Here is a 24,258-nt window from a genome sequence, read left to right as displayed (position 1 = left end):
CTAATACTTTGTCCGGATGCGGTAGCTCGGGTGATGCGTGATCCGCGCAAAACTCAACGGGGTGTCATCTTTCCACGTCGTCTTTTCCATCTGGATCATCGAGGTCCCGGCTGTCGTACCCATGAACTCTGTAAGGCGACTGTCGGCAGAGACTGCGCTGAACGAAACTTCAGCTTCGTTAAACGGCGCGGCGTTCAAAAGCCATTCATGCGGACCACTATCGGACAAATTGGCGTCTTCGATCTCGGGAACAGCTTCGATATTGATCCAGCGCTCTTCCAACTGAAAGGGGCGGTTGTCGGCATAGTGCATGCAGGTCAGGTTCAGAACACGTGCGTCGCACGCAACGCCGAGCTGTGAAGCCAGCCATCTCGGGCTGAATTCTACATTCCGCTCGACCAGCGCATACCGATAGTCAGCGTTTTGATTTTGCACCATCTGCCGGGCCAGCAAAAGCTCTAGCTTTGCATTACGGGTTGGTTCCTTTTTAACCCGCGTCCCGCTTTTGCGCTTGCGTTCGACAAAGCCCTGATCGGCGAGTTCGCGCAGCGCCCGATTTACAGTTGCACGGGCGCAGTTGAACTCTTCAGCCAGTTGCGTTTCTGTCGGTAAAAGCGAGCCCTGAGGCCAGATGCGGCTTTCGATACGGCGTTTGACTTCGTCACGAACGACCTGGAAGCTGATCCGCTTTTGAACATTCACCTGTGAAACTATCCCTTCAAGCAAAAAGTGTATGTATCTGGTCAGAAGCAAGTAAAAGTGTAAAGGGGATCTGACACTAATTGGCGTCATTTTTGCTGTAATTGAAGCCTTTAGTGCGGAATCTCAGGGATTGTTTCACTTGACCTTGGGTCAGTTTTGTCGTGCCGTTTTGACTTTACCCGCCCATGTAATCCCGCCAGTCTTTCAACCAAATGCTGAAGGGAAGGATTCGAAATGCCTGCATTGCTGGAAACCGTGGATCCAGACGGTCTTGAAGAGTTCTCGGTTGTCTTTACCGATCGATCATTGAACCACATGTCATTAAAGTTTCAGCAGGTCATGCGAGATATCTCTGTCATGCTGAGCGAGGCTTACAACGCCGATGGCGTTGCCCTCATTCCCGGTGGTGGCACCTATGGGATGGAGGCTGTTGCCCGTCAATTCGCCCGTGACGCGGACGTTCTGGTCGTGCGAAATGGCTGGTTCTCTTACCGGTGGAGCCAGATCATCGAAAGCGGTGCTTTGACCAAAGCAGTGACTGTCCTGAAAGCCCGGGAAACGGGGAATTCCAGCCCATCGCCTTTTGCACCTGCACCTGTAGAGGATGTGGTCGCCACCATTCGCAAGACCCGCCCGGATGTGGTCTTCGCGCCGCATGTGGAAACCTCAGCCGGGGTGATCCTGCCAGATGACTATGTAACCGCCATGGCCTCGGCGGCGCATGAGGTCGGGGCTTTGATGGTTCTGGATTGTATCGCCTCCGGTTGTGCCTGGATCGATATGAAAGCAACCGGAGTGGATGTTCTGATCTCTGCCCCGCAGAAGGGTTGGAGCGCATCGCCCTGTGCTGGTCTTGTCATGCTGTCCGAACGGGCCGAAGCGCGGTTGCAAGAGACCGAGTCCGACAGTTTTGCAGTGGATCTGAAAAAGTGGCGTCAGATCATGCAGGCCTATGAAAATGGGGGACATGCCTATCACGCCACCATGCCCACTGATGCGTTGACTGCCTTTAGCAATACGATGCTTGAGACGCAAGATTACGGGTTCGAGAAGCTGCGGAAAGCGCAATGGGCATTGGGCAATGGCGTGCGGGCGCTGTTGAAGGAAAAAGGTGCTGTTTCGGTGGCCGCGGATGGCTTTGGCGCGCCAGGCGTTGTTGTAAGCTATACAGCTGACCCGGATGTTCAGAATGGCAAGAAATTCGCTGCCTTGGGCATGCAGATCGCGGCTGGTGTGCCGCTGCAATGTGATGAACCGGCTGGGTTCAGTACCTTTCGGCTTGGTCTGTTCGGCCTTGACAAGCTTTATGATGTCGATGGCACCATCGCCCGTTTGAAACGCGTTCTGGATCAGGTTCTATAAACCTGTTGGGCCTTAGCGAACGCCTAGGCCCATTTGCATCAGGGTCTTGCGTACCGGTGCCATCGAATACAAGGCGTTCAGTCCCAAGGCGCGGGCATCGCGCAGCGGGCGCGCCTCGATCATCGAGGCGCGGTTCAGCAGGTCAATGCCCTTAACCCGCAAGTCAATCTCGGCGTGTCGCGCCTTGTGATAGGCGTCCAGCATTTGCGCGTCGCCCAAACCATCGGGTCGGGCTTGCGCCAGATCCAGCAGCGACCGCAGATCACCCAGCGACATGTTCAGGCCTTGCGCACCGATAGGGGGCACCACATGGGCAGCCTCGGCCATCAGCGCGATGCGCTCGCACGACAGGCGCGCAGCAGATTGGCTGATGATGGGCCAGATCGTCCGGCGCGAGGCTAGTTTCAACGGCCCGAACAAACCGCAGGACCGCTCGGTCATCGCGGTTTCGAATGCATCGGTATCGAGGTTCAGCAACTCAACCGCACGTGGCCCGCGTTCCATCCAGACGATGGCGGAAGAAGGTTGACCCTGCCAATCGGGCAAAGGCACCAGTGTGAAGGGGCCACCGGACCGGTGAATCTCGGTCGAGACGTTTTCATGCGCGATCGGATGTGTGACGGCGAAGGCAAGCGCTTTCTGACCATAGCGCGTGGTGTGAACCGGAATCCCTGCGGCTTCGCGCATGGGAGAGTTCCGACCGTCTGCAGCGATGACCAGCTTGCACCGGATACGGCTGCCATCACTCAGGCCAATGCGTGCCTCGGCGGTGCGGGTGAACAGGCTGGCGGTACCTGTTCCGGGGCGGAAATCGACATTGGGCAATTCGGCCAGCCGTGCCACCATCTCGCGCCGCAGCAGCCAGTTGGGTAGATTCCAGCCAAAGGGCAGATCCGAGATGTCCGAGGCGTTGAAATCCCGCACTACGCGCGGTTCAGGGTTGTCACCGCCGGCATCAACGATACGCATGATCTGCAAGGGAGCTGCCTGCGCCTTCAGCCGATCCCACAATCCGCAGCTTTCCAGTAGTGCCTGCGCGGGTTGAAGAAAGGCCGTGGTCCGCAGGTCTGACCCATCAACATCGCGTTCAGTGATCGGTGGCGTTGGATCAACGCAGACTACACTGAAACCAGCTGCGCCAAAGGCCGCCGCTGCGGTTAGGCCGGCGATGCCGCCGCCGGAAATCAGGATGTCACAGCTGTTGGTCATGGCACTCACTCCGCTCTCGGCAGACCCTAGTTCGGTTCCACCGCCTGCGCCAAGTGACATCCTGTCTCGTGCCCTATCCGCGTGAAATCAGGATGAGGATCAGGAACATGATTGGGACCATCAGTACCGCTGGGATGTAGAGACCCGGCAGACCGAATAGCAAAGCCGAGCACCCCCACATGCTGAAGATTGCCGCCGCGGTGTACACAAGGTCCTCAGGTTCGCCCTCTGCGGCGTCTCGTGCCAGCCAGCCAAGCAGGGGAATTCTATAAAACAAGCGCTGCCAAATCGGCAGGCGCCGAGGCATCTCGATCGCGGTCATCGGGGTCTCCGTTCTGTTCGTCGCAAAACGGGATATAGGATTGATGCTGCAGGTGCAGAATGTGCAGATCGTCGCAGTGTGACAGCCTATCGCAGGCGTGCCAGAAAGGCGGTCAGATCATCCGTGTGATGGTGGATATGGTCGGCCTCGTGCGGGTCCGGCGCGACGTGAACGGTGCGCATTCCCATCTCGTGCGGGGCGGCCAGATTGCGGGGGTCATCCTCGAACATAGCAGCCTTATCGGCCTGAATGCCATCCTGCGCAAAGATCGTCTCGAAAGCCGCCTTCTCCGGTTTCGGGCGATAGCCTGCATGTTCGACGCCGTAGATCGCATCAAACAGTCCTGTCAGTCCACGCGCCTCAAGCACGCGTTCGGCATAGGGCGCACTGCCATTGGTATAAACGATGCGACGGCCGGGCAGGGCACGGATATGGGCAGCCAGTTCGGCATCGGTGTCCATATGGCTCATATCGACCTGATGGACCGCATGCAGATAGGGATCAGGGTCCAGATCATGTTCAGCCATCAACCCTGCCAGTGTGGTGCCATATTCGCGCCAGTAATGGCTGCGCAGCCGGTCAGCCTCAGCCCGGTTCACACCTATGGCCTGCACGACGTAATCCGTCATCAACACCTCGATCTGGTCGAACAGGCGCATGTGCGGCGGATAAAGAGTGTTGTCCAGATCGAACACCCATTGGGTGACGTGGCTAAAAGCAGGTTTGACCATGATGCGGGTTTAGGCTGCAATGTGGTGCTTTTCAATGCCGGGCTTGATTGCACGGCCCGGACACGGATAGACATGTCCGAACGAGGAGACGTAAGACACATGCCCCAATCGCGACAATCCAACAAGGACGCCTACAGCCTTATTCTCGAAGCGATTGATGTGGGTGTCTACAAGCCCGGCAATCGTCTGGTTGAAAGTGAGTTGGCCGAGCGGTTTGGTGTCTCGCGTACTCCGATCCGCGAGGCGCTGCAGCGGCTTGAGACGCAGTCTTTGTTGGAACGGGACGGACGGTCGCTGATCGTGGCGTCTTTGGATCACAACCAGATGGCCGAGTTGTATGTGGTACGGCGTGAGTTAGAAGGTCTGGCCGCCCGTCTGGCCGCCAAGCATGCGACCGAAGAAGAGATCAGAGTGCTGCAGGAAATGGTGGCAGAGGATGATGCTTTGGTCGATGACCCAACCGCCTTGGCGCGGGCAAACCGTCGGTTTCATGAGCAGATACATTTGGCCTCGCACAACCGGTATTTAGTGCAACAACTGGATCTGGTGCATCGCACGATGGCCCTGATGGCCACGACATCATTGGCGGTCCAGGGGCGGGGTGAGATTGCGCAGAGCGAACACAAAGCCATTGTCGATGCCATTGCCGCACGGGATGAAGAAGCCGCAGGCCGCGCCCTGAAAGAGCATATCTCGGTCGCGTTTATGACACGCCTTAAACAGGATGCTGTGCGGCGTGAAAACTAAGCCTCAGGCCTACTGCTGGTCTTCGGCGGCTTGCCCATGTTGTGTTTTGTCCCAGAAGAACGGGTTGAACACCAACTCCCACAACGCCTTGTAGGCGGCAACGACGCCCAAGGGAAAATACAGCCCCATGGTTGGTACCCAGGGCAGAAGGAACCGCCGCTCGCGTGCGGCGACGGCCAGCATCCCAACCGCAATGTTGATCGCTTCGGTTACAATGAACAACACCAGCAAAGGCGCGATGAGAGAAGGTGGCAAGATGGTTTGCATCGGGTTCGACACACCTAGTGTCGACAGCCAGAAAACCCATAGAACCGGGGCAAGCAGAAACTGGCCTAGCGTACCCAGAAAGAAAGCCTGAACCGCGACAAACTTCATCGGTCCAAGATCGCGATACAGTTTCAGGGGGCTGCGCATATGCACCAGATAGGTGACCATAAATCCCTTGAGCCAGCGCGAACGCTGTTTGACCCAGGGCCAGGCGCGGAAGTTGGCCTCTTCATAGGTTGTGGTATCAACCATCTCGGTCCTGTATCCGGCGCGGCTGAGGCGCACGCCTAAGTCTGCATCTTCGGTCACATTATGGGCATCCCAACCACCCAGTTCGACCAGCTTGTCGCGACGAAAGAAAAACGTTGTTCCACCCAATGGCACCACAAGGCCCAACCGAGCAATCCCTTGTAAAATAACACGAAACCAGCTATTATATTCAATTGCAAAACAGCGCGAGCGCCAATTGGTGCGAGGGTTGTAATAATCCAGTACCCCTTGCAGGCAGACCACATCCGGTGCGGCTTGGGTGAAGTGTTCGACAACACGTTCGATCTGATCCGGTTGAGGCGCATCTTCGGCATCCCAGACGCCCAGAATGTCGCCCCGGCAGAAATCCAGCGCATAGTTCATCGCGCGTGGTTTGGTGGTCAGGCCGTTCAACTCGGGAACTTCGACGGTTCTGATCCAACTGGGCAGGTCGACCTTGGCAACAGTCTCGCGCGTGACATCGTCACTTTCTTCCAGCACCAGGATCACATCCAGCAGCGCCTTGGGGTAGGTCAACCGTTGCAAGCGCTGGATCAAAGCGCCTGCAATCTCGCGTTCTTTGTACAGCGGGACCATGATAGAGACACAGGGTTGTCGCAGGGAAATCGGGGCGGATTTGGGATCAGCCTCGCGTGGTCTGATCCGCGATACCAGAAAGGCCAACGCGCCTGCCACTCGCAAGATCATGAACAGGATCAACGTGGTAACAGCCGCTATCAGAAAAACGGTAAGCCCGAACTTCGGCATCAGCGCGAAGGGTGTGATCAGCCCAATTGCGCCCAGAACCGGAACAGCGCGCGAGACCGGTGTCCATGTGCGGCAGCTTTGCGCCTCATCCACGCGTGTTTCGGCGGCTTGGGCCAAAGGCATCGCAAACTGCTGCGATATCACCCCGTCAATCTGGTCTGGCGCGGCCAGAACCGGGATGATGGCGTAGGGGCAGTCCTGCATTTCAGCGGTGACAGTTGGAAACCGGTCGGGCCGGGCAGTCGCGACCAGAAGAAGAGGACCGATGCGCATCCATGGGATGACATTATGCGCCAGCCAGAATTCCACCGGCTTGAACTCAGACAGGCCCGGGGCGGGTGGGATTTCCTCAAGATCGACAATTTGCCAGCCGCTTTGTGTGGACAGAGCGGTCAGAACTTCAGCGCGACTGACCCAGCCCTCGCCAACCAGAATTTCGCCCAAAGAGGCTTTCTGTCGCGTTTGCAGGTCCAGCGCCTGCCTCAATTGATCCGCCGTGATTGCGCCTTGTTCAATCAAACAGGCCCCAAGGGGTTTGCGCAAACCTTGCGGCGGGATCGGCGCTGCAGAGGTGAAATTCTGAAGATTCAATTCAACCATTAAAAAAACCCTGACGCAGCGACCTGTCGTCAGGGTTGATCCATTTAGGTTAATAGCGGGTTAACCTTGGGCAGTAGGCGATTATACCTGCGCTTTACGGCCTGCCATGGCGTCTGCGAAACGTTCAAACAGGTAGAAACTATCCTGCGGTCCCGGCGAGGCTTCTGGGTGGTATTGAACCGAATAGACCGGGCGATCTGTCATGCGGATGCCGCAGTTCGATCCGTCAAACAAGGATCGATGGGTTTCCACAATGCCCTCGGGTAGGGTCTCGGCGTCTACCGCAAAGCCATGGTTCATCGAGGTGATCTCGACCTTGCCCGTCTCCAGGTCCTTGACCGGGTGGTTCGCACCGTGGTGGCCGTGGTTCATCTTGATGGTCTGCCCGCCAAGTGCCAGAGCCAACATCTGGTGACCCAGGCAGATGCCGAAAACCGGCAGTTCTGTTGTTTCAAGAATTTCTTTGATCATCGGCACGGCGTACTCACCTGTCGCGGCGGGATCGCCCGGACCGTTTGACAGGAACACTCCGTCGGGATTGTGAGCCAGAACCTCGGCGGCAGTGGCGGTTGCAGGCAGCACGGTCACATCGCAGCCCGCCGAGGCAAGGCAGCGCAAAATGTTGCGCTTGGCGCCATAGTCGATTGCAACGACCTTATGAACAGGCGCTTCCTGACGGGCATAGCCCTCGGGCCAGGCCCACCGCATTTCATCCCAGCGATAGCTTTGGGCGCAGGTAACTTCTTTGGCCAGGTCCATGCCTTCCAGACCGGCAAACCCACGGGCCGCCGCGATCAGCGCTTCGATATCGAAGTTACCCTCGGGGTCATGGGCTAGTGCCACATGCGGCGCGCCTTGCTGACGGATCGCGCGAGTCAGGCGGCGGGTATCAACGCCACCAATGGCGATCCGGCCACGGCGAGCCAGCCAATCCTTCAACTCTTCGGCGGAACGCCAGTTCGAGGGTTCAGTCGGATCCCACTTGACCACCATACCCGCGGCCACCGGATCGATGGTTTCGTCATCTTCGGGGTTCACACCGACGTTGCCGATATGCGGGAAGGTGAAGGTGACGATCTGCCCAGCGTAGGAGGGATCAGTCATGATTTCCTGATACCCTGTCATCGCGGTGTTAAAGCACAGTTCGGCCACAGTTTGGCCTGTTGCGCCGAAGCCTACGCCATAAAACAGGGTTCCGTCGGCCAGAGCCAGACATGCGGTGGGCTTGGACGGGGCATTCTGGACCATGGCGCAACTCTCCTAAAGGGTAAATCGGCGCATAACTAAGGGTGTTATGCCTTCGGGTCAAGTGTGTTCAAATTTTTGGCTATCGTTATTTATCAATAGGTTAAGTGGTTTCGCACCCTGTTGTATCATGCTTTTTGTTTGGATATGTTCGGGGTTCCTTTGTCATGGGGATGGACAAACCAAATGGACATGCGATCAAGGGTGAACACCGCCCTGAAGCAAGCAATGAAAGACAAAGCGGTCGAACGTCTGTCGACGCTGCGTCTGATCAACGCCGCAATCAAGGATCGGGATATCGCCTCACGCGCTTCTGACAATGAAGAGGCGAAAGGGTGCGGCGATGCCGAGGTTCTTGAAATTCTTGGTAAAATGACCAAGCAGCGCAAGGAAAGCGCACGCGCTTACGAAGAGGGCGGACGCCTGGACCTGGCCGAGCGTGAAATGCGCGAGGTTGCGATCATCGAGGAATTCCTGCCCAAGCAACTGGATGATGATGAGGTCACACAGGCGATCCAATCGGCGATCACTTCCACGGGTGCCGGTTCGATCCGGGATATGGGCAAGGTGATGGGTGAGCTGAAGACGCGTTATACCGGCCAGATGGATTTTGGCAGGGTCGGCCCCATGGTCAAAGACCACCTCTGTGCCGCATCAAGCGACGGCTGCTGAGCATCCAACCAGAAGTGAACTTAGCTACTGCGTGGCAGGACCACGCAGTCGTTCCATCAGCTCATCATAGAGGCTGATACGTTCCTCTTCAGACAGGAACGCGCCAATCTCTACCTCGCGCCCGTCACCGACAAGGGTGACGTAGTAGGGAACCGGTCCGCCTTTCCTGTGCATCTCTGGACGCGCCCAATAGCGGTTGCAGGACCATTCCTGCTGTTGCCTACCCGGTGTGCGATGGATCAGCTGTGCGCGGGTCCCATTTAGTGTAAGTACCTCAAACACGCTGCGCGCCCTATAGTTCGTTTGGATTGCCAGCCACAGGCCCAGAACTGTCAGCAACAAGAAGGGCAACAGACCCCAAAGTACGACCGATCCCAGCATCGCCAGGATCGGAATCAGCCCAAACAGAAACACTGAAAATATGACAATCATTGCCCCACGTGGTGGCAACGAATTGTGTGGCCACAGGCGTAGCTCTTGTTCCGTGTCCGAGGTTTGGGTCCATTGGTAGGGCATGGCTGAAACCTAGCGTATGAGCCTGCTGTGTCGATGGCAAAGTTTAGACGACATGTCCAACGCGCGCCCAGGACAAAGCGTCGTCCAACCTATCATCGCCCCAGAACACTTCATCGCGCACAACAAAGCTGGGTGCACCGAAAACGCCGAGTTTGGTCGCGCGCTCGGTTTCGGCCTCAAGCCCGGCAATACAATCTGCGTTGCGGGCACGTGCAAGTGTCAGGCGTGGGTCCTGCTGACAGCGCAACAAGGCTTCGGATAAGGCGGATTCGCTACCAGCTTCAACGCCCTCTTCAAACCAGATCCGATAGAGGTTCTGAGTGAAATCCTGCCCCCAACCGTCCTGCATCCCCAGAAACGCCACCTGATTGGCAAGTCCAAGGTCCGAGATGGGGTAGGGTGCGGGCAGTTTTGCGTGGATGTGATACTTGGCAGCCCGGCGCTCAATATCCCGCCACATATAGGCGGTCTTTTCGGGTTTACCTGCAAACGGCGTGTTCTGCTGCGCCATCATGACCGTACGCACATTAAAGGGGCGCCAATGCACGGTTGCATCGGTTTCGGCGCACCAGTCATCCAACCTCATGACGGTCAGAAAGCTGTAGGTGCTGCCGATCGAATACCAAAAGTCGATTTCAGGCATATGAACCCTCCGGGTTGCCGGAACAGTTGCCCGGACGAGAATAGCTTATTTTCGAGTATTTGGCGAATTGAACGGGCTGCGGGGTTTTTGGCAAGCGGTTCGGAGCGGGCGAGCTTTTTGTCTCAAAGCGACCTAGCGCCGTGCTTTGTCGTATGAGAAGTGGACATCCCGGTGTGTCCCTATAGTCTCTGCGCATGTCTTTGTTGAGCGATTTAGATCAAGTAGTAACAACAGTTTTGTCGACCGATCCCAGTTTCAACAAGGTCACACGCGAGGTTTTGGATCAGCACATTGCTGACGCTCGACAGGTCGCGCTTGCCGATGCAAAGGACGACTTTTTGATGTCCTTGATGCGCTTGCTCGCCCTTCCGGGGAATGGGCATACCCGGCTGATTCCGAACAATTCTATTTCAGTGCTGCCCTTGCGGTTCGTTGCCATCGGTAGCCACGTGAACCTAGTTGGCAGTGCGCCAGGCCTAGGTGCTGTACCGGGTGCGCGATTGATCGCTGTGAACGGTGTCTGCGTGAAAGACATTGAGGCGCGCGCTGCCGGCTATTTGGCGGGAACAGGTCAGCGTAAACGTGTAGTTGGGCCGATATTATTCGCATGGCCACACGCCTTGAAACGCTTGGGTGTTTGTAAAGAGGTCGGTTTGGTCGAATACAAACTCAGCACGGATACGGGACAAACAACCTATCTGAGAATGCACGCCGAAGACACGGTTTCTGGATCAATCTGGTACCCAAGAAACGAACACGGAAAATCCGATGCGGCATGGGGCCCAAAGGAGTTTCTGAAAGTTCGAGATTTTCTCGAAGACGGGCTCGTGCTTGCGTTTCCAAGTTTCTTTGACCTGAGTGAAAAGAAGCTGCCAGATGCGATATGTTCGGCCGCCGAACGAGTAAGGTCATGTGCGCGCACACCTCTTCTTATTGATGTCAGGGGAAATACCGGCGGCGATTTTCTTAAAACGATGCCTCTTATCGATGCGATATCGGAGGGTGCAACAGATCGAAACGTCGGATTGCTCGTCGATAAGTTTACGTTTTCTGCAGCGATCGTGTTTGTGGCGATCACCAAATTCCGTTTAGGAGCCAGATGCCAAATCATAGGTGAGGAAATGGGCGATGGGCTCACGTTCTTTGCAGAAGGAGGTTTGATCGATCTGCCCGCGAGTAGGGCTGCTGTACGATACTCGACCGCATATCACGATTGGGCCACTGGTCGGATCGACGAAACGACACCCGCCGAAATCGCCAAGCAAATCGTACCGGTTGGAACACTAAAGCTGGACAGGTCTTGGGTCGCAGGGGCGCTGAATGCGGACCCAGCAGATGGCGTCTATCGCGACATCCTCAGAGGAATGAACATCTGACCCCATATGCGCTGTCTCAGCGGATATGATTTCTCAGGCAACTACCGCATTTAGGCGCTTGCTGCACAAATAAAAAACCCCGCCGGTTCGGGCGGGGTTTTCTGTGGTCTCTGACCGGATCAGTGCGCGTGGCCCTTATCCCAGTCTTCCTGCTTCGGCAGCTGCTCGAACGTATGTTCAGGCGGCGGGGTGGGCAGGGTCCATTCCAGCGTGTCTGCGTATTCGTTCCATGGGTTCGGACGTGTCTCTTTCGCGCCACGGAACAGGGCGTAGAACACGATGCCGAAGAACAGGATGAACGAGGCAAACGAGATGAACGCGCCAATCGACGAGACATAGTTCCACTGCGCGAACGCTTCGGGATAGTCGATATAGCGGCGCGGCATCCCCTGACGGCCCAGGAAGTGCTGCGGGAAGAAGGTCAGGTTGGCGCCGATGAAGAACAGCCAGAAATGAACCTTGCCCCAAAACTCCGAGTACTGACGACCCGTCATCTTCGAGAAGTAGAAGTACACGCCCGCGAAGATCGCGAAGACGGCACCCAAACTCATCACATAGTGGAAGTGCGCCACAACGTAGTAGGTGTCGTGATAGGCACGGTCGATACCGGCCTGCGACAGAACCACACCGGTCACACCGCCAACGGTGAACAGGAACAGGAAGCCGAAGGCAAACAGCATCGGCGTCTTGAACTCGATCGAACCGCCCCACATCGTTGCAATCCACGAGAAGACCTTAACACCGGTCGGAACCGCGATGACCATCGTGGCCAGCATGAAGTAAGCCTGCTGACGCAGCGACATGCCAACGGTGTACATATGGTGCGCCCAAACGACGAAGCCCAGAACACCGATCGCAATGATCGCCCAGACCATCGGCAGGTAACCGAAGATTGGCTTGCGCGAGAAGGTGGCGATCACGTGGCTGATGATGCCAAAACCGGGCAGGATCACGATATACACTTCCGGGTGGCCGAAGAACCACAGGATGTGCTGATACAGGATTGGGTCACCGCCACCGGCAGGATCAAAGAAGGTAAAGCCGAAGTTGCGGTCCATCAGCAGCATGGTGATCGCGCCCGCCAGAACCGGCAGCGACAGAAGAATCAGCCACGAGGTGATGAAGATCGACCAGCTGAACAGCGGCACCTTGAACAGGGTCATGCCAGGGGCACGCATGTTCAGGAAGGTGGTGATCATGTTGATCGCGCCGAGGATCGAGGAGGCGCCCGATACGTGCACGGCGAAAATCGCAAGGTCCATGGACATGCCGCCTTCGGTCGTCGACAGCGGCGGATACAGAACCCAACCCACGCCCGAGCCAAGCTGGTCATTCCCGCCCGGGCTCAGCAGCGAAGCGATACCCAGCGAGGTACCAGCGACGTACAGCCAGAAGGACAGGTTGTTCATCCGCGGGAACGCCATATCCGGCGCGCCGATCTGCAAGGGCATGAAATAGTTGCCAAATCCACCAAAGAGGGCCGGGATGACAACGAAGAACATCATCAGAACACCGTGATAGGTGATCATGACGTTCCACAGGTGCCCGTTGGGGGTACACGGATCGGCCATGAACCCTTCGAGGCACATGTACTGCACACCGGGGTGCATCAGTTCAAGCCGCATGTAAACGGTCATCGCCACCGAGATCAGACCGGCCAGAGCCGAGAAGATCAGGTACAGAATCCCGATGTCTTTGTGGTTGGTCGACATGAACCAACGCACAAAGAAACTGCGCTGGTCTTCATGATCGTGACCATGAATGGCTGCGTCTGCCATTATAGGTGCCTCCTGTTGCAACTGCACCGCGCAGTCGGACCTCTCCAACGCGCGGGATTCCTGCTGGTTTTAGAATGCGAAGAGGGCACCTTCAATGGTCGAGTTTGATATGGATCAAGATTAATTGTCGCGGGCAGCGGTTGCAGCACTTGGTAAAAGGGCACACATGTCTTTGCTGGAGGACTCCGAATGGTACTGAAATACGCGACGACCGAGCAGGCAAAAGCAGCGTCAGGGCTGCGTATGATCGTGGTCGGCGGCGTGCCCAGCCCCTGGAGCGAGGCGGCCAAAGGATTACTCCACGTCAAGAACATACCTTGGATGCCCGTTTATCTGGATCAACAGGACCGCGCGCAGATGGGTTGGGCCCGATCTGATAGCGCGCCGGTTGTATTCTGGGAAGACGAAAACCCGGTTTCGGACGCGTCTCAGATCGTTTCGCTGGCTCAGCGCATCGCGCCTGACCCAGATTTGGTTCCTGAGGCGGCAGCCTCTGAGATCATGGAGTTCATAAACTTACTGGCGGCCCCCGACGGGCTGGGCTGGCACAGGCGGTTGCAGCAGATCCATGCGGGGCTTGAGGGGCACGATGGTGGATTTCACCCCAAAATCGCCGCCTATCTGGGCGCAAAATACGGGTATGACCCAGAGGCAGGCGCTTTGGCCGAAGAGCGTGCAAATGAGATCCTGAAACGCGTCAGCGCTCAGCTTGATGCCGGTGGAGATTTTCTATTCTGCAATTGTCTGACCGCCGCAGATATCTACTGCGCCGCCTTCATGGCCCTGTTCTCACCCTTGCCAGATGTGCTCTGCGCCATGCGGCCCAGCACCCGAGCTGTGTTCGCGCATGTCTCGGATGAAACGAGGGAAGTTTTGTCATCTGGTTTGTTGGCGCACCGGGACAGGATGTATCAGGACTGGTTGGCGACGCCCTTGTCGCTGTAGCACCCGTTTTTTTGCGGCTTGACCGCATCGATGGGGCCTCGCACAAACGCAGGTAGGAAACCAGCATCCAACCGGAGCCTGTATATGTCCAGCTACGACCCCGACAACATCTTCGCCAAGATTCTGCGCGGTGAAATCCCGTCGACCCGTGTTTACGAGGATGAAGACACGCTGGCCTTCATGGATATCATGCCGCGATCAGACGGCCATTTGCTGGTCATCCCCAAAAGCCCGTGCCGCAACATGCTGGATGCTACGCCCGAACAACTATCTGCAGTGATGGCGACGGTGCAGAAGCTGTCCCATGCGGTGAAACAAGCATTTGAGGCCGACGGGGTCACTATCCAGCAGTTCAACGAAGCAGCTGGTGGGCAAGAGGTGTTTCACCTTCATTTTCATGTTCTGCCCCGACACGAAGGTATTTCAATGCGCCCGCCTGGCAATATGGGGGATTTTGATTTGATTGCCGAGCATGCGGAAAAGATCAGGAAGGCGCTGAACTGAGTGAGGCGACGGAAACGCGCCGTCCAAGGTGGGTATGGCCCAGAGTTAAGTGCAAACGCACAACTTTTGAGCACTCAAAGCCTTTGCATACAATGCTTAGCCTGCCGCGACGAACGATAGCGCCATGATCTTCCAATAGGGATGGTTTGGTTCTGAAAGGGTGATCCAGACAGTCGAATGCTTAGAAAGAGAATTGCCGTTCCGATTTGGGGTCGGAACGGCAGACTCGTAACCAAACACTGATCGGATTTCACAGGGCAAGCCCTGGATCACCGGTTTAACATACCACTCACTCTAGATTGGCTGTTCCATGCTACTCGTAAACGTTGGCATTGTATTCACAGAAGTGAACGTTGGTTAAAATGAGAGTTAATATCGTTGCAAAATTATGCAAGACCTAGAAAATTGGGAAACAGAGCGATCTGAGCCCATGGGATTGTGTCTGCATGCTATCAAATTGCGATTCGAATCACTCGAAGTGACTACTTAGCTGGGCTTTCGAAAACCTCGTAGAAGGTCTTCTGCAGCGCTGCATCCACATCCGCCATCGTCACGGGCAAGCCCAGATCAACCAGCGAAGTGACCCCGTGTTCGGTGATGCCACAGGGCACGATCCCGGTGAAATGATCCAGTTCCGGTTCGACATTGATTGAGATGCCGTGATAGCTGACCCATTTGCGCAGGCGCAGACCAATAGCGGCGATTTTGTCTTCGGCGGGCTGGCCCGTAGTGGTCAGCGGCTTATCGTCTCGCTGGACCCACACGCCAACCCGGCCGTCGCGGATTTCGCCCTGAACGTTGAATTCACCCAGCGCCGTGATCACCCAGGTTTCCAACTGTTTCACAAACTGCCGCACATCGCGGCCACGTGTGTTCAAGTTCAGCATTACATAGGCCACGCGTTGCCCCGGGCCGTGATAGGTATATTCCCCGCCACGCTTGCTTTCGTACACGGGGAAGCGGTCCGGGTCCTTCAGATCCGCGATTTTGGCCGAGGTTCCGGCGGTATAAAGCGGGGGATGTTCCAGCAGCCAGACGCATTCCTCTGCATCGCCCGTCGCAATTGCAGCCACGCGCGCCTCCATAAAGGCAACGGCATCTTCATACCGGGTCAAACCATCGGTGACTTTCCATTCCATGCCGGCCTCATATCGCGCATGCGGAGTAGGGGGAAGGGGTCAGGCCGCCTCGGCCGGGCAGCGCTGCAACACCTGTGCGTAGGTCTCGGTGCCCTGCGCTCCGGTCAGCAGGTATTTGCCCCCGAATACCATGGATGGAACGCCCGAAATGCCACGACTGGTCCAGAACTGCTGTTTATCGCGCACCGAAGCGGAATGGGCCCCGGATTCAAGCGCTGTAAGGGCATCATCGGGGTTGAGCCCCGCCGCAGAAACAGCCTCGATCAGAACATCGGTATCTGAAACATCCTTTTGCTGAGTGAAATACACCTCGAACAAGGCCAGTTTCAGCGGGTGCTGCCGCCCTTGTGTTTCGGCCCAATCCAACAGTTGATGTGCCGCGAACGTATTAACAATGCGGCTTTCGTCATTGAAATTAAAAGTAAACCCAAGCTCCGACCCCAAGGTGGTCAACTTGTCGCGGGCTTGTTGGCTTTGCTCAGTCGTCGAGCCATATTTTTCCGCAATATGCGCGCAAGTTTTGACCTTCCGGAGGCATGGTCGGGTTCAATTCAAAAGGATGCCACCTGAGACGGGCCAAAACCTGTTGCTGTTGCAAGGCCAGATCGAGCTGCTGGAATCCGACAATGCACCAGGGGCAGACAACATCCGAGACGATATCCACCTGAAGAACGGGCCGTGGGTCAGAGGTGCTCATGATAAGGTCCAGTCAGTCTGTTTTTGTTTCACCTGACCCAACAGATATGTCGGTTCAGATGGAATTTAAACCAACGCTGATTTGCCTCTTCACATCGCCCCCATCTGCGTCTATACGCCCCTCTACCAAGTCACTGGCAGTGCGGTCGTGGCGGAATTGGTAGACGCGCAGCGTTGAGGTCGCTGTGGGGTAACACCCGTGGAAGTTCGAGTCTTCTCGACCGCACCATTTCACATTTTGATGTGAAATCCGCTAAAAAATCAAAAATTACAGACGTTTGCGGAGTTCGATATCCGTTTTGGCGTTCATATGCCAATGGGGCTTTGAAGGTCGCTTTTATGATGGTTTTCTTCACGAGCAGCGATCCGTTTTCATAGATATTCCAAGGGTTTGAGAGAAAGTCCCTCAAGAGTTCGATAATTTCACTGAGGCTGCGTGTGGGTTTCGTGGTGTAGGACAGCTTATCGGTCAGCAGTAGCTTGTCCTCTTCCAGCTTGGCGATTTTGCTTTCAAGCGCCGCCATGACTTTTGGATTCGACGTCTCAATCATGCGCTCGACAAGGGTGTCTTGTTGCTTGTCCAACTCTTTGTGCTGGCGTTTGATTTCGGCCTTCGCTTGCTTGGCCTGATCTCCACGCTGGTCCCACGCGTCTTTCAACATCGACAAAGCGATATCTAGCATGTTTTCACTCGGGGTCAGCGAGTGCAGGATGGCCTCAAAACCTGTATCGATTTTCTCTGCACGAATACCTTTGCGATATTCAGAGCAGCCTTTTGTCTGGCAGTTGTAGTAGGGATAGCGTCTGCCTGTGGCGCTCCGCGCATGGTACGCGGTCATGGGTTTGTCGCAGCACGCGCAGTTCACCGCACCGCGTAATGGGAAGTCTTCGTTGATGTCAGGGCGCTTGGGCGCAACGCCTCGGCCAGTACGGCGCTCTTGAATGAGCTTGTAGGTTTGAGCGAGATCAGAGCTTCATGATGACCTTTGCGGCGTGTGATGCCCCAAGGTTCATGCTCAACATAGCCCGCATAGATCACGCGGTTCAGCATGTCCGTTACTTTCTGCTGTCGGATTTTCCCATCCGGCAGGTCTTTGGGAAAATCAGGCTGGCTTTCTAGAAAGCGCCGCACATCCGCCTGCGCCGCGAACCGACCAGAGGCATAGCCTTCCAATGCTTCCTTGATGATGGTGGCAACGGGTTCAACGCGGGTCAGCAATTTGCCGTGCGATCCGGTTTTCTTGTACTCGTAGCCGATAGGGGCGGCGAAGACGGAATAGCCGTTCATCATTCGCCCTTTCATCCGGTTGGAGGTCTGTTCCGCGTTCTTCTCGCGTTGGTGCTGGGCGACCGAGGCCAGCATGTGTTCAACAAGGCGAGAGTCGCTGTCCTCACCAAACTCAATGGACGGGCTTTCCAGAATGCCGCCCGCGTCCGAGAGAGTTTCGCGCAGAGCAATGTGGGCCTGCACGTTGCGCGCAAAGCGGCTGATATCGTCAATGATGACAACAACGCTGTTCTTCGGATGCAGACGCAGGAAGGCTAGCATCCGATCCATAGCAGGACGGCGTTCAAATTTGCCCGACATATCGTCTTTGAACACCTCGACCACATCATAATCTTTGTAGGTGGCGTATTCACGGCAACGGTTTTCCTGAGAGGCCAGACCATCACCTTCGCGCACCTGCTTCGCCCCAGATACGCGGGCATAGATCACGGCCTTTGTTGGTTTTGATGTTACTCCTGCCATTGGTCCTCCTCTGCGCGGGTCTGCGCCCATTTGTTGTTCAACAAGGATACCAAATCCGTGGAATCCTGATCCAATGCTTCTTCATCTTCTCCACAGGTTTGCGGGACGGGGTGCATGTCATAGCCGAGATCGACAAACATCACGACGATGGACCATAGAGTTTCGATCAGTTCCTGTTGCTGATCCAGTGGCATATCGCTGTCTTCCAGCATGGCTGCATAGACTTCCCAGTCTACAGAGAGGCTGGGTCGAATAGGCATATCTTTTTTATCTGGCGGACAGGTCATGCACGCGCTCCTTTCTTCAAAATGTTTTGGTGATGGGTTCGTTCCACTATGGTCTCGCCATAAATTGGAATGAGAACAAATATAGAACATATAACCACATCATCTTGCCTCACGCAAGAATAATTCTTCAATCATCCTATGCGCTTAGATGTGACCATACCGTGGCAGGCCCACGGTGATCTCAGGTGAAAGGAGGGTGTAAACGGGTGATCGGGAGCGCTGAAACGATTACCCGATGGGGTTTTCCGGCCAGTTCTCACGTCCGTGCCGCACACGCAAAATTCTGACCATTCGGTTATCGTCAACCAGATAGATGATTACATGCGCATGCACCGGATGGATGCGAACGGGAGGAGTGATCTCATCCCGCAACCGTGCCATTTCTGGATTGTCGGCAATCAGTTCAATCGTTTGGTCGATTTTGTCTTGGTAGGCTTCGGCCTGCACGACGCCAAAGTCTTGAACGCCATCAATATAGATTTGGATCAGATCGGCTTCCGCCTTTGCAGAAAGGCGGTAGTTCATTCTGAGGCTGTAATTCCTGCCTGTTGTCGGGCAATGGCGCGGATTTCGGCGAGGGATTTACTGCTGTCCTCACTAGCCATCGCTTCATTGACCAGACGTTGCATGGCAGCGATCTTGGAGGCACGATCCTGATCATGACGGATGAGGTCACGCATGTACTCACTGGCGTTGTCGTAACGCCCGGATTTCATCTGCTGTTCCACCCAGTCCCGCATTGGATCAGGCAGGGAAATATTCATACTGGCCATATCTGGTCCTCCTACGCATAGTATGTCACAAAATGACAAATATTGCCATAGGAACATAGTCCTGATGTCATTTGATCCAAAGAGCAAGGCGCATAAAGCGAAGCTTTACAAAGCACTAGTCGCAGCGGCGGAACTGGCAAATGAACCGTTTGACCAGTTCTTGCAAACGCCGCTCAACCCGCCTTGGAGCTTGGCAGACAACTATCGGCGCAATCTGCAACGGGGTGAATACTCAGCGATACGGGCGAAGGTGTTGTATGATTTCCTGCTCAATCATCACTTCAATGTTGCGCATCTGGAGGCACCAGAGATATTTCCACAGACACCTGAGATGCGGTGGCGGGAGATTTTGGACGCGCGCGCGATATCGGATCGCTTGCGGATCGTTTTGGCCAAATCGCAGTTTGGGATTGTGCAGCGCGAAAGCCAGTTGGAAGCGGCAGGAACAACACTGAAGCTGGGGCAACCATTCCTGCTTGAGCTCACAAGTGACATCAATGGCTATGCTACTGCGCTGCAAGGCGTGAGAGGGCAATGGCATCCAATACCGCTTGGGCAGAATGGGGTTTTCTCAACTCCTGTTTTGGCTGGCAAAAACCTCTTGCCGGGACATTCAGATGCACGACCGGACCCCTTAGTTGAAAACCATGATCAGGGTATGCACGAGTTCGTGTTGATCGTTTCCGCTAGAGCGGACATCCCAACTGAACTACCACGGCTTGTGACTTGGGCTCACGAGGTCCATTGCCATCTCTATATTGCGATAGTTCGGGTTGCTCCTTAGGCGAGCAGAGAATCCACATACAAAGACTTGTGTTTCAAAACGGTTGCGTAATCGGAATGCCAAGAAAACTAAATTGAAGCTGTTCAACCTACTCGCCATTCAGCTTAGACTGCATTACCTTCAGAGAAGGTAATATTGCAAATGAGGTATTTATGAAGATCGAAATTGATATTCTTGGGACAGTAGCTACGCAACAGGGAGCAAACGTCTCTGATCTTGAAGCCGATTTACAAGCAGAGGTCGATAATTTTGCCAGTCACGTTGATTCCTCCAAGCCAACGTCCAATCGCACGCCTGCTCCAAAAGATGCTCAGAGCGAGTTTGAACTTATCCAGTTCATCATAGAGGTTGCGAAGGAACCGATAGCAATAAAGGCAGCAATCAACGCGCTTATTTACGGCGCTAACGAAATCTCTAGCGCGAAAAGCAAATCTAACGAAGAAGACGATGACGAAAAAAAGTCTATACGAATGAAGTTACTAGGTAAAGAAATCGCATTGCCCGCTTCAGTGGCAGTGATTAAGCAATTTATAGAAGAAGTAACAAAGGATGGTTAACCTAGATCGTCGTGCCCTCATAATTGGGCACTGGGGTCCCGAAGGCACTACGCCCAACAATTCACGTGTTCGCGGGGTTACGCAAAGACTTGAAAAAGTTCTTGGACAAGAGAGTCCTTACCCGTTTCTTGCTATGTCGGGGGCAGCCAATGGACCAGATGTATTGCACAATCCTAGTGCGGCTGAACTAACTGAGAAGATCAGTGATGAACCAGAACAGGTGAATGAAAATTCGCTCTTGTTAATCCACTATATTGGCCATGCTGTTGGCTCAGGCGACAACGACTTGCGGCTGCGGTTGCGATACAAGTCCAAAGGCGCCGCTCAATATATGAATCTGAGCACGTTGCTAAACATAGTTCGCGATGGGCATTTCAGTAAACTGGTTCTGATTTTAGACTGTTGCCACGCAGGTCGAACACTACGCCTCTATGACGAATTTCCCCAAGGCTCGTTCGTGATGTTAGCAACAGGAACAGGGTATGCTTTCAACTGTGACTTTTCGGATTCCATCATAAGCACTTTGGAGCGTGCGCCTTCAAAGCGAGACCAACGAATCGACCGTCAAAGACAAGGCTTCACCTATGAAAGGCTTTTCGAAGTAGCGCGATCGCCCTTTGTCGCAAAGTCGCTTAGCGAGGAGTTCCTGCCCACAAGCTTCGAGGGTGGTCTGCAATACGAGTTGATTACAGCTGCACCGGTCAGAATTACTGAGGGATACAATACCCTTGTGCCAAAACGGACTGTGTATGGCCGTGTATATACTTGTTTGGAACTGCTCTCGGAGACAACCTGCCTAAAATTTGAGTTCCCAAGTTTTATCAAGCGCCGTCGAGAGTTTCTGGTGGAAGGGGAAGAAGGAGATGGAAAGTACCTTAGTGCTGATCGCGCTCGGCAATACTGCGACTTTTTGCTCGAAAGCAAATTGGTCTATGAAGAGAACTCTAGGCTCAGCCTGTCAGGTACAGGGCAAGCCGCGCTTGACGGTCGGTTCAACGCAATCGTTTTGGACGCGATCTTAAATTCAGTCTTACCAGCCGAGGTCACATACGAAGTTTTAGACGAAATAATTCATTCGTTGATACAAGATATGATACCTCCAACGCCACCTATGATCGCAGAAAGACTTCGAAATCGAGGAATCGCGCTTGTGTTAAAGCCAAGCGTACGGGTCGCGCTCATGCTCTTGCCATCTACCGGTAGATTCCTAAAAAGCTCAAGCGATGCTCTTTTCCCATCAGAGCCCGAGCTAGTTGGATGAATGACTAATCCGCGATGCATTATTTGCCGACCATGAAGGCAGCTTGATCTGCGAAGAACTAAGGTGGGAATGGACCAAAGAGTTTCGATCTGTTCTGTCTGTCTTGCTGCTGGTCCAGCGGCATATCGCTGGCTTTCAGGAAGATTGCGCACGCTCTGTTTTTAAAATGTATGAGGTCAGTAGCTTGGTAGATGGTAAAAAAGTCCCGATACAAACGCTAATATTCAAATAAAGTTTGGGCACAAGATTTTGTATCACTAAACTCTTGAAACGGATTCTATAGTACCTAAGTATATAGCGCTTCGGGGCATAGGACCCGGATGAACCGTGTTAAGGACCGCAAGCGTTATCTTCGCGCGCGGCGGGATCATCGGCGTGATTGGGTTCATGTCGCATCCTACTTGGCACAATGTGGTTGTAATATACCACGCTAGGTTATTCCGTACCGGAGGGCGCTTGCGCCTGTTGATGGGAGCTAGGTTCAAATAGCCCGGGCAGTTTTTGACGAACGGAGTCGCTATGCCCGGGTTTTACCTACCTACTGAAGAAGAATTCGATCCCCACACCGACGCTTTCATTCTTCATTTCCTCGCAAAAGAACGCCAATATCAGCATTTCGATCTCCCTTTATCAGACGAAGCTCGAAACCGACAGTTCGACTTTTCGTCCGAGGTCGCGCCACATCGTTTTCTCCCACTGTTGGGGTACACAGATATCACCCGGAAATTTGTTCGGGACGATAGCGGCAACCGACACGAGAAAATTAAGATGCGGCGTATTCGTTTTGCGGCTCACGAAGACGCCGCATACCTGCAAGCATACACTGATCACCTTGGACCGATCTATGAGGCGGCACTTGTGAAGGACGGAACGAGCGGCAGTGTCCTTGCCTACCGCCGTGGAGGGGGAACCAATATTCGCCACGCAAAGTCGCTCTTTGACGAAATCTCACAGCGCCAAAATTGCAGTGTATTCGCCTTGGACATCTCTGGGTTCTTTGACTGCCTCAACCATGATCATCTGAAGTATGAAGTTTCGCGATTGGTCGGCGTAGATCGGTTGAATGGACACGACTGGACAGTCTTCCACAATCTCACCCGATACTCTTGGGTGGAAAGCGATGATCTGGATACGTTGCTCGGTAAAAAACGTAAGCGGCACGGGAGGGTGTGTACACCCGATCAATTCAAATCGCATGTCAGGGGTCGCAAAAGCGGCTTGGTCCGTAAGCATGAATTCGATTTTGGTATCCCCCAAGGAACCCCTGTCTCTGGGCTGTATGCCAACATTTACCTTCGGACTTTTGATCAGGAAATTCTGCGATTGGTGACCAGTATTGGTGGTTCCTACCGTCGCTATTCCGATGACATCGCGGTCACACTGCCGCTAGGAGCAAAGCAAGATCATTTTGTCGGACTTATTGAAAAGTTCATCGCAGACTTTGCGCTCGCGCTGTCTACCGACAAAACGGAAACAGCAGACTTCAACGGCGGTGCCTTGGTAGGCGATAAACCGATTCAGTACCTAGGATTCACTTTCGATGGAGAACAGACATTGATCCGGCCCTCGTCTATGGATGCATACCGCTCAAAGATGAAACACGGCATCCATGCGAAATTGGTAGCGGCGAAGCAGCAAGGAATTCCATCGTTTAAGGTGTTCAAACGGGAATTGTTGAGTCGATACACGCACAAAGGAATACGGCGTAACTTTATTCAGTACGCTTATAAATCGGCTGATATTCTCGATGCGCCAGAGATTAGGCATCAGGTTAGAAACCACATCAAGTGGTTCAACAAAGCTTGGGATCGCGAAGTGGTCAAAGTCTATGGCGGCTTGGTCACTTCGACATAGCAGTTAAAAAGCAAAGAGGAAATTATGGAAGTATGGTTTTGTATAAGCGGAAGTGTCGTTGCTAAGAGTGAAACTGGCATCGTTCCGCCTGTTGGCACAGAGGTCACGATACGTATGGACACGTACAAAAAAGGGCTAGAGGCAGGGACTGTTTTGACATTTACGGTCAGTGAAGAGTTTCCGCCGCACTACGACTATACTGCCGACGTGGTGTATGTCGATGTGAACGAGTGGCAGGTTCATAAACCTCACGAGGAGGCCGTTGAGTGATCAAGCATTGGTGGAATGGCACTTTTGTCCCCTATGACAACGACGACGACAGAGGGGTTTTCATTGTCGGAGGGACATACGAACGGCACTGGTCTGCACGACTTGCGCGCGTCGTGGTCAGTTTTGTATCTCGGGAGTGGAAATGGGTGATAGGAACGTTGCTTGCGGTCTTGGGTCTTGCCATGACCTACTTTCGTTTCTTTTGAAGGCCCGGTGCGTTGATCGTGCTTCGGGTACCATGTTGTAGCTGG

27 protein-coding genes, 1 tRNA gene and 1 pseudogene are annotated in these 24,258 nt (G+C 54.4%); 12 read left to right on the top strand and 17 right to left on the bottom strand.

The genetic code is table 11. The features are described from left to right. Entirely contained in the window at positions 1-702 is a 702-nt protein-coding gene (locus ACR0EL_RS04945) for a GntR family transcriptional regulator (protein WP_353007894.1), read from the bottom strand. Between the two features lie 234 nt (positions 703-936). On the opposite strand from ACR0EL_RS04945, the gene ACR0EL_RS04940 reads away from it, so the two are divergent. After that, positions 937-2,064 (top strand): aminotransferase class V-fold PLP-dependent enzyme, encoded by a 1,128-nt coding sequence (locus tag ACR0EL_RS04940; protein ID WP_480498701.1) that lies wholly within the window; start codon positions 937-939, stop codon positions 2,062-2,064. A 12-nt stretch (positions 2,065-2,076) separates the two neighbouring features. Here the strand turns inward: ACR0EL_RS04940 and ACR0EL_RS04935 are convergent, their stop codons facing one another. The 3 genes from ACR0EL_RS04935 to ACR0EL_RS04925 form a co-directional block, all read right to left on the bottom strand. After that, a complete protein-coding gene (locus ACR0EL_RS04935) occupies positions 2,077-3,273 on the bottom strand; it encodes a UbiH/UbiF family hydroxylase (protein ID WP_480499001.1) in 1,197 nt (398 codons plus the stop codon). A 73-nt stretch (positions 3,274-3,346) separates the two neighbouring features. Continuing rightward, entirely contained in the window at positions 3,347-3,595 is a 249-nt protein-coding gene (locus ACR0EL_RS04930) for a hypothetical protein (RefSeq protein ID WP_480498700.1), read from the bottom strand. An 86-nt stretch (positions 3,596-3,681) separates the two neighbouring features. Next, positions 3,682-4,326 carry a pyrimidine 5'-nucleotidase gene (locus tag ACR0EL_RS04925; protein WP_480498699.1) on the bottom strand — a complete coding sequence of 215 codons (645 nt, stop codon included), beginning with the start codon at positions 4,324-4,326 and terminating at the stop codon, positions 3,682-3,684. Between the two features lie 99 nt (positions 4,327-4,425). On the opposite strand from ACR0EL_RS04925, the gene ACR0EL_RS04920 reads away from it, so the two are divergent. Next, positions 4,426-5,073 (top strand): GntR family transcriptional regulator, encoded by a 648-nt coding sequence (locus tag ACR0EL_RS04920; RefSeq protein ID WP_170532641.1) that lies wholly within the window; start codon positions 4,426-4,428, stop codon positions 5,071-5,073. A gap of 9 nt (positions 5,074-5,082) precedes the next feature. On the opposite strand, the gene ACR0EL_RS04915 is transcribed toward ACR0EL_RS04920, so the two are convergent. Together ACR0EL_RS04915 and carA are read right to left on the bottom strand one after the other, a co-directional pair. Continuing rightward, a complete protein-coding gene (locus tag ACR0EL_RS04915; protein WP_480498698.1) occupies positions 5,083-6,957 on the bottom strand; it encodes a glycosyltransferase in 1,875 nt (624 codons plus the stop codon). 81 nt (positions 6,958-7,038) lie between these two features. Beyond that, positions 7,039-8,205, bottom strand: coding sequence for a glutamine-hydrolyzing carbamoyl-phosphate synthase small subunit (gene carA, locus ACR0EL_RS04910; protein WP_480498697.1), 1,167 nt, complete (start codon positions 8,203-8,205; stop codon positions 7,039-7,041). A gap of 183 nt (positions 8,206-8,388) precedes the next feature. Between carA and ACR0EL_RS04905 the strand changes: the two genes are divergently transcribed. Further along, a complete protein-coding gene (locus tag ACR0EL_RS04905) occupies positions 8,389-8,874 on the top strand; it encodes a GatB/YqeY domain-containing protein (RefSeq protein ID WP_170532647.1) in 486 nt (161 codons plus the stop codon). 24 nt (positions 8,875-8,898) lie between these two features. Here ACR0EL_RS04905 and ACR0EL_RS04900 read toward each other — a convergent pair whose 3' ends face one another. Both ACR0EL_RS04900 and ACR0EL_RS04895 read right to left on the bottom strand, forming a co-directional pair. Next, complete coding sequence (locus ACR0EL_RS04900) at positions 8,899-9,390, bottom strand: DUF2244 domain-containing protein (protein ID WP_480498696.1); 492 nt, start codon at positions 9,388-9,390, stop codon at positions 8,899-8,901. A 43-nt stretch (positions 9,391-9,433) separates the two neighbouring features. Continuing rightward, the gene (locus ACR0EL_RS04895) at positions 9,434-10,033 is read right to left on the bottom strand and encodes a 2-hydroxychromene-2-carboxylate isomerase (RefSeq protein WP_170532651.1); all 600 of its coding nucleotides are present in this window, start codon (positions 10,031-10,033) and stop codon (positions 9,434-9,436) included. 194 nt (positions 10,034-10,227) lie between these two features. Here ACR0EL_RS04895 and ACR0EL_RS04890 point away from each other — a divergent pair, with 194 nt between their 5' ends. Then, positions 10,228-11,409: a S41 family peptidase gene (locus ACR0EL_RS04890; protein ID WP_480498695.1), complete on the top strand. Its 1,182-nt coding sequence runs from the start codon at positions 10,228-10,230 to the stop codon at positions 11,407-11,409. A 119-nt stretch (positions 11,410-11,528) separates the two neighbouring features. On the opposite strand, the gene ctaD is transcribed toward ACR0EL_RS04890, so the two are convergent. Further along, positions 11,529-13,187 (bottom strand): cytochrome c oxidase subunit I, encoded by a 1,659-nt coding sequence (gene ctaD, locus ACR0EL_RS04885; RefSeq protein ID WP_170532655.1) that lies wholly within the window; start codon positions 13,185-13,187, stop codon positions 11,529-11,531. A 189-nt stretch (positions 13,188-13,376) separates the two neighbouring features. On the opposite strand from ctaD, the gene ACR0EL_RS04880 reads away from it, so the two are divergent. Next, entirely contained in the window at positions 13,377-14,132 is a 756-nt protein-coding gene (locus ACR0EL_RS04880; RefSeq protein WP_480498694.1) for a glutathione S-transferase family protein, read from the top strand. An 84-nt stretch (positions 14,133-14,216) separates the two neighbouring features. Further along, complete coding sequence (locus ACR0EL_RS04875) at positions 14,217-14,636, top strand: HIT family protein (protein WP_480498693.1); 420 nt, start codon at positions 14,217-14,219, stop codon at positions 14,634-14,636. A 482-nt stretch (positions 14,637-15,118) separates the two neighbouring features. On the opposite strand, the gene lipB is transcribed toward ACR0EL_RS04875, so the two are convergent. From lipB to ACR0EL_RS04860, 3 genes are read right to left on the bottom strand one after another with little or no spacing between them, the layout of a single operon-like run. Then, on the bottom strand, positions 15,119-15,775 hold the full coding sequence (gene lipB, locus ACR0EL_RS04870) for a lipoyl(octanoyl) transferase LipB (protein ID WP_480498692.1): 657 nt from the start codon (positions 15,773-15,775) through the stop codon (positions 15,119-15,121). Positions 15,776-15,814: 39 nt separating this feature from the next. Next, entirely contained in the window at positions 15,815-16,219 is a 405-nt protein-coding gene (locus ACR0EL_RS04865; protein WP_480498691.1) for a DsbA family oxidoreductase, read from the bottom strand. 34 nt (positions 16,220-16,253) lie between these two features. Next, positions 16,254-16,472 (bottom strand): DsbA family protein, encoded by a 219-nt coding sequence (locus ACR0EL_RS04860; RefSeq protein WP_480498690.1) that lies wholly within the window; start codon positions 16,470-16,472, stop codon positions 16,254-16,256. Positions 16,473-16,613: 141 nt separating this feature from the next. On the opposite strand from ACR0EL_RS04860, the gene ACR0EL_RS04855 reads away from it, so the two are divergent. Beyond that, positions 16,614-16,700, top strand: a tRNA-Leu gene (locus ACR0EL_RS04855). 556 nt (positions 16,701-17,256) lie between these two features. On the opposite strand, the pseudogene ACR0EL_RS04850 reads toward ACR0EL_RS04855, so the two are convergent. The 5 genes and pseudogenes from ACR0EL_RS04850 to ACR0EL_RS04830 all read right to left on the bottom strand — a co-directional run. Next, a pseudogene (locus ACR0EL_RS04850) lies at positions 17,257-17,310 on the bottom strand (hypothetical protein); the annotation flags it as partial. Positions 17,311-17,333: 23 nt separating this feature from the next. Further along, the gene (locus tag ACR0EL_RS04845) at positions 17,334-18,221 is read right to left on the bottom strand and encodes a recombinase family protein (protein ID WP_480498689.1); all 888 of its coding nucleotides are present in this window, start codon (positions 18,219-18,221) and stop codon (positions 17,334-17,336) included. Further along, positions 18,209-18,508 carry a hypothetical protein gene (locus ACR0EL_RS04840; RefSeq protein ID WP_480498688.1) on the bottom strand — a complete coding sequence of 100 codons (300 nt, stop codon included), beginning with the start codon at positions 18,506-18,508 and terminating at the stop codon, positions 18,209-18,211. The genes ACR0EL_RS04845 and ACR0EL_RS04840 overlap by 13 nt, the downstream gene beginning before the upstream one ends. Before the next feature lie 228 nt (positions 18,509-18,736). Beyond that, positions 18,737-19,033, bottom strand: coding sequence for a type II toxin-antitoxin system RelE/ParE family toxin (locus tag ACR0EL_RS04835; RefSeq protein WP_480498687.1), 297 nt, complete (start codon positions 19,031-19,033; stop codon positions 18,737-18,739). Next, a complete protein-coding gene (locus ACR0EL_RS04830) occupies positions 19,030-19,281 on the bottom strand; it encodes a type II toxin-antitoxin system ParD family antitoxin (RefSeq protein WP_480498686.1) in 252 nt (83 codons plus the stop codon). The genes ACR0EL_RS04835 and ACR0EL_RS04830 overlap by 4 nt, the downstream gene beginning before the upstream one ends. A gap of 64 nt (positions 19,282-19,345) precedes the next feature. Between ACR0EL_RS04830 and ACR0EL_RS04825 the strand changes: the two genes are divergently transcribed. The 5 genes from ACR0EL_RS04825 to ACR0EL_RS04805 all read left to right on the top strand — a co-directional run bounded on the left by ACR0EL_RS04825 (position 19,346) and on the right by ACR0EL_RS04805 (position 24,007). Then, on the top strand, positions 19,346-20,065 hold the full coding sequence (locus tag ACR0EL_RS04825; protein WP_480498685.1) for a hypothetical protein: 720 nt from the start codon (positions 19,346-19,348) through the stop codon (positions 20,063-20,065). Between the two features lie 152 nt (positions 20,066-20,217). Further along, positions 20,218-20,622 carry a hypothetical protein gene (locus ACR0EL_RS04820; RefSeq protein WP_480498684.1) on the top strand — a complete coding sequence of 135 codons (405 nt, stop codon included), beginning with the start codon at positions 20,218-20,220 and terminating at the stop codon, positions 20,620-20,622. Further along, positions 20,615-21,883, top strand: a complete 1,269-nt coding sequence (locus tag ACR0EL_RS04815) for a hypothetical protein (RefSeq protein ID WP_480498683.1) — start codon at positions 20,615-20,617, stop codon at positions 21,881-21,883. The genes ACR0EL_RS04820 and ACR0EL_RS04815 overlap by 8 nt, the downstream gene beginning before the upstream one ends. 519 nt (positions 21,884-22,402) lie before the next feature. Next, the gene (gene drt2, locus ACR0EL_RS04810) at positions 22,403-23,737 is read left to right on the top strand and encodes an antiviral reverse transcriptase Drt2 (RefSeq protein ID WP_480498682.1); all 1,335 of its coding nucleotides are present in this window, start codon (positions 22,403-22,405) and stop codon (positions 23,735-23,737) included. A gap of 24 nt (positions 23,738-23,761) precedes the next feature. Further along, positions 23,762-24,007, top strand: coding sequence for a hypothetical protein (locus ACR0EL_RS04805; protein WP_480498681.1), 246 nt, complete (start codon positions 23,762-23,764; stop codon positions 24,005-24,007). Positions 24,008-24,258 lie beyond the last annotated feature (251 nt).

The sequence above is a fragment of the Ruegeria sp. AH12 genome, from assembly GCF_056541465.1.
This window is presented reverse-complemented; position numbering and strand designations above follow the sequence as displayed.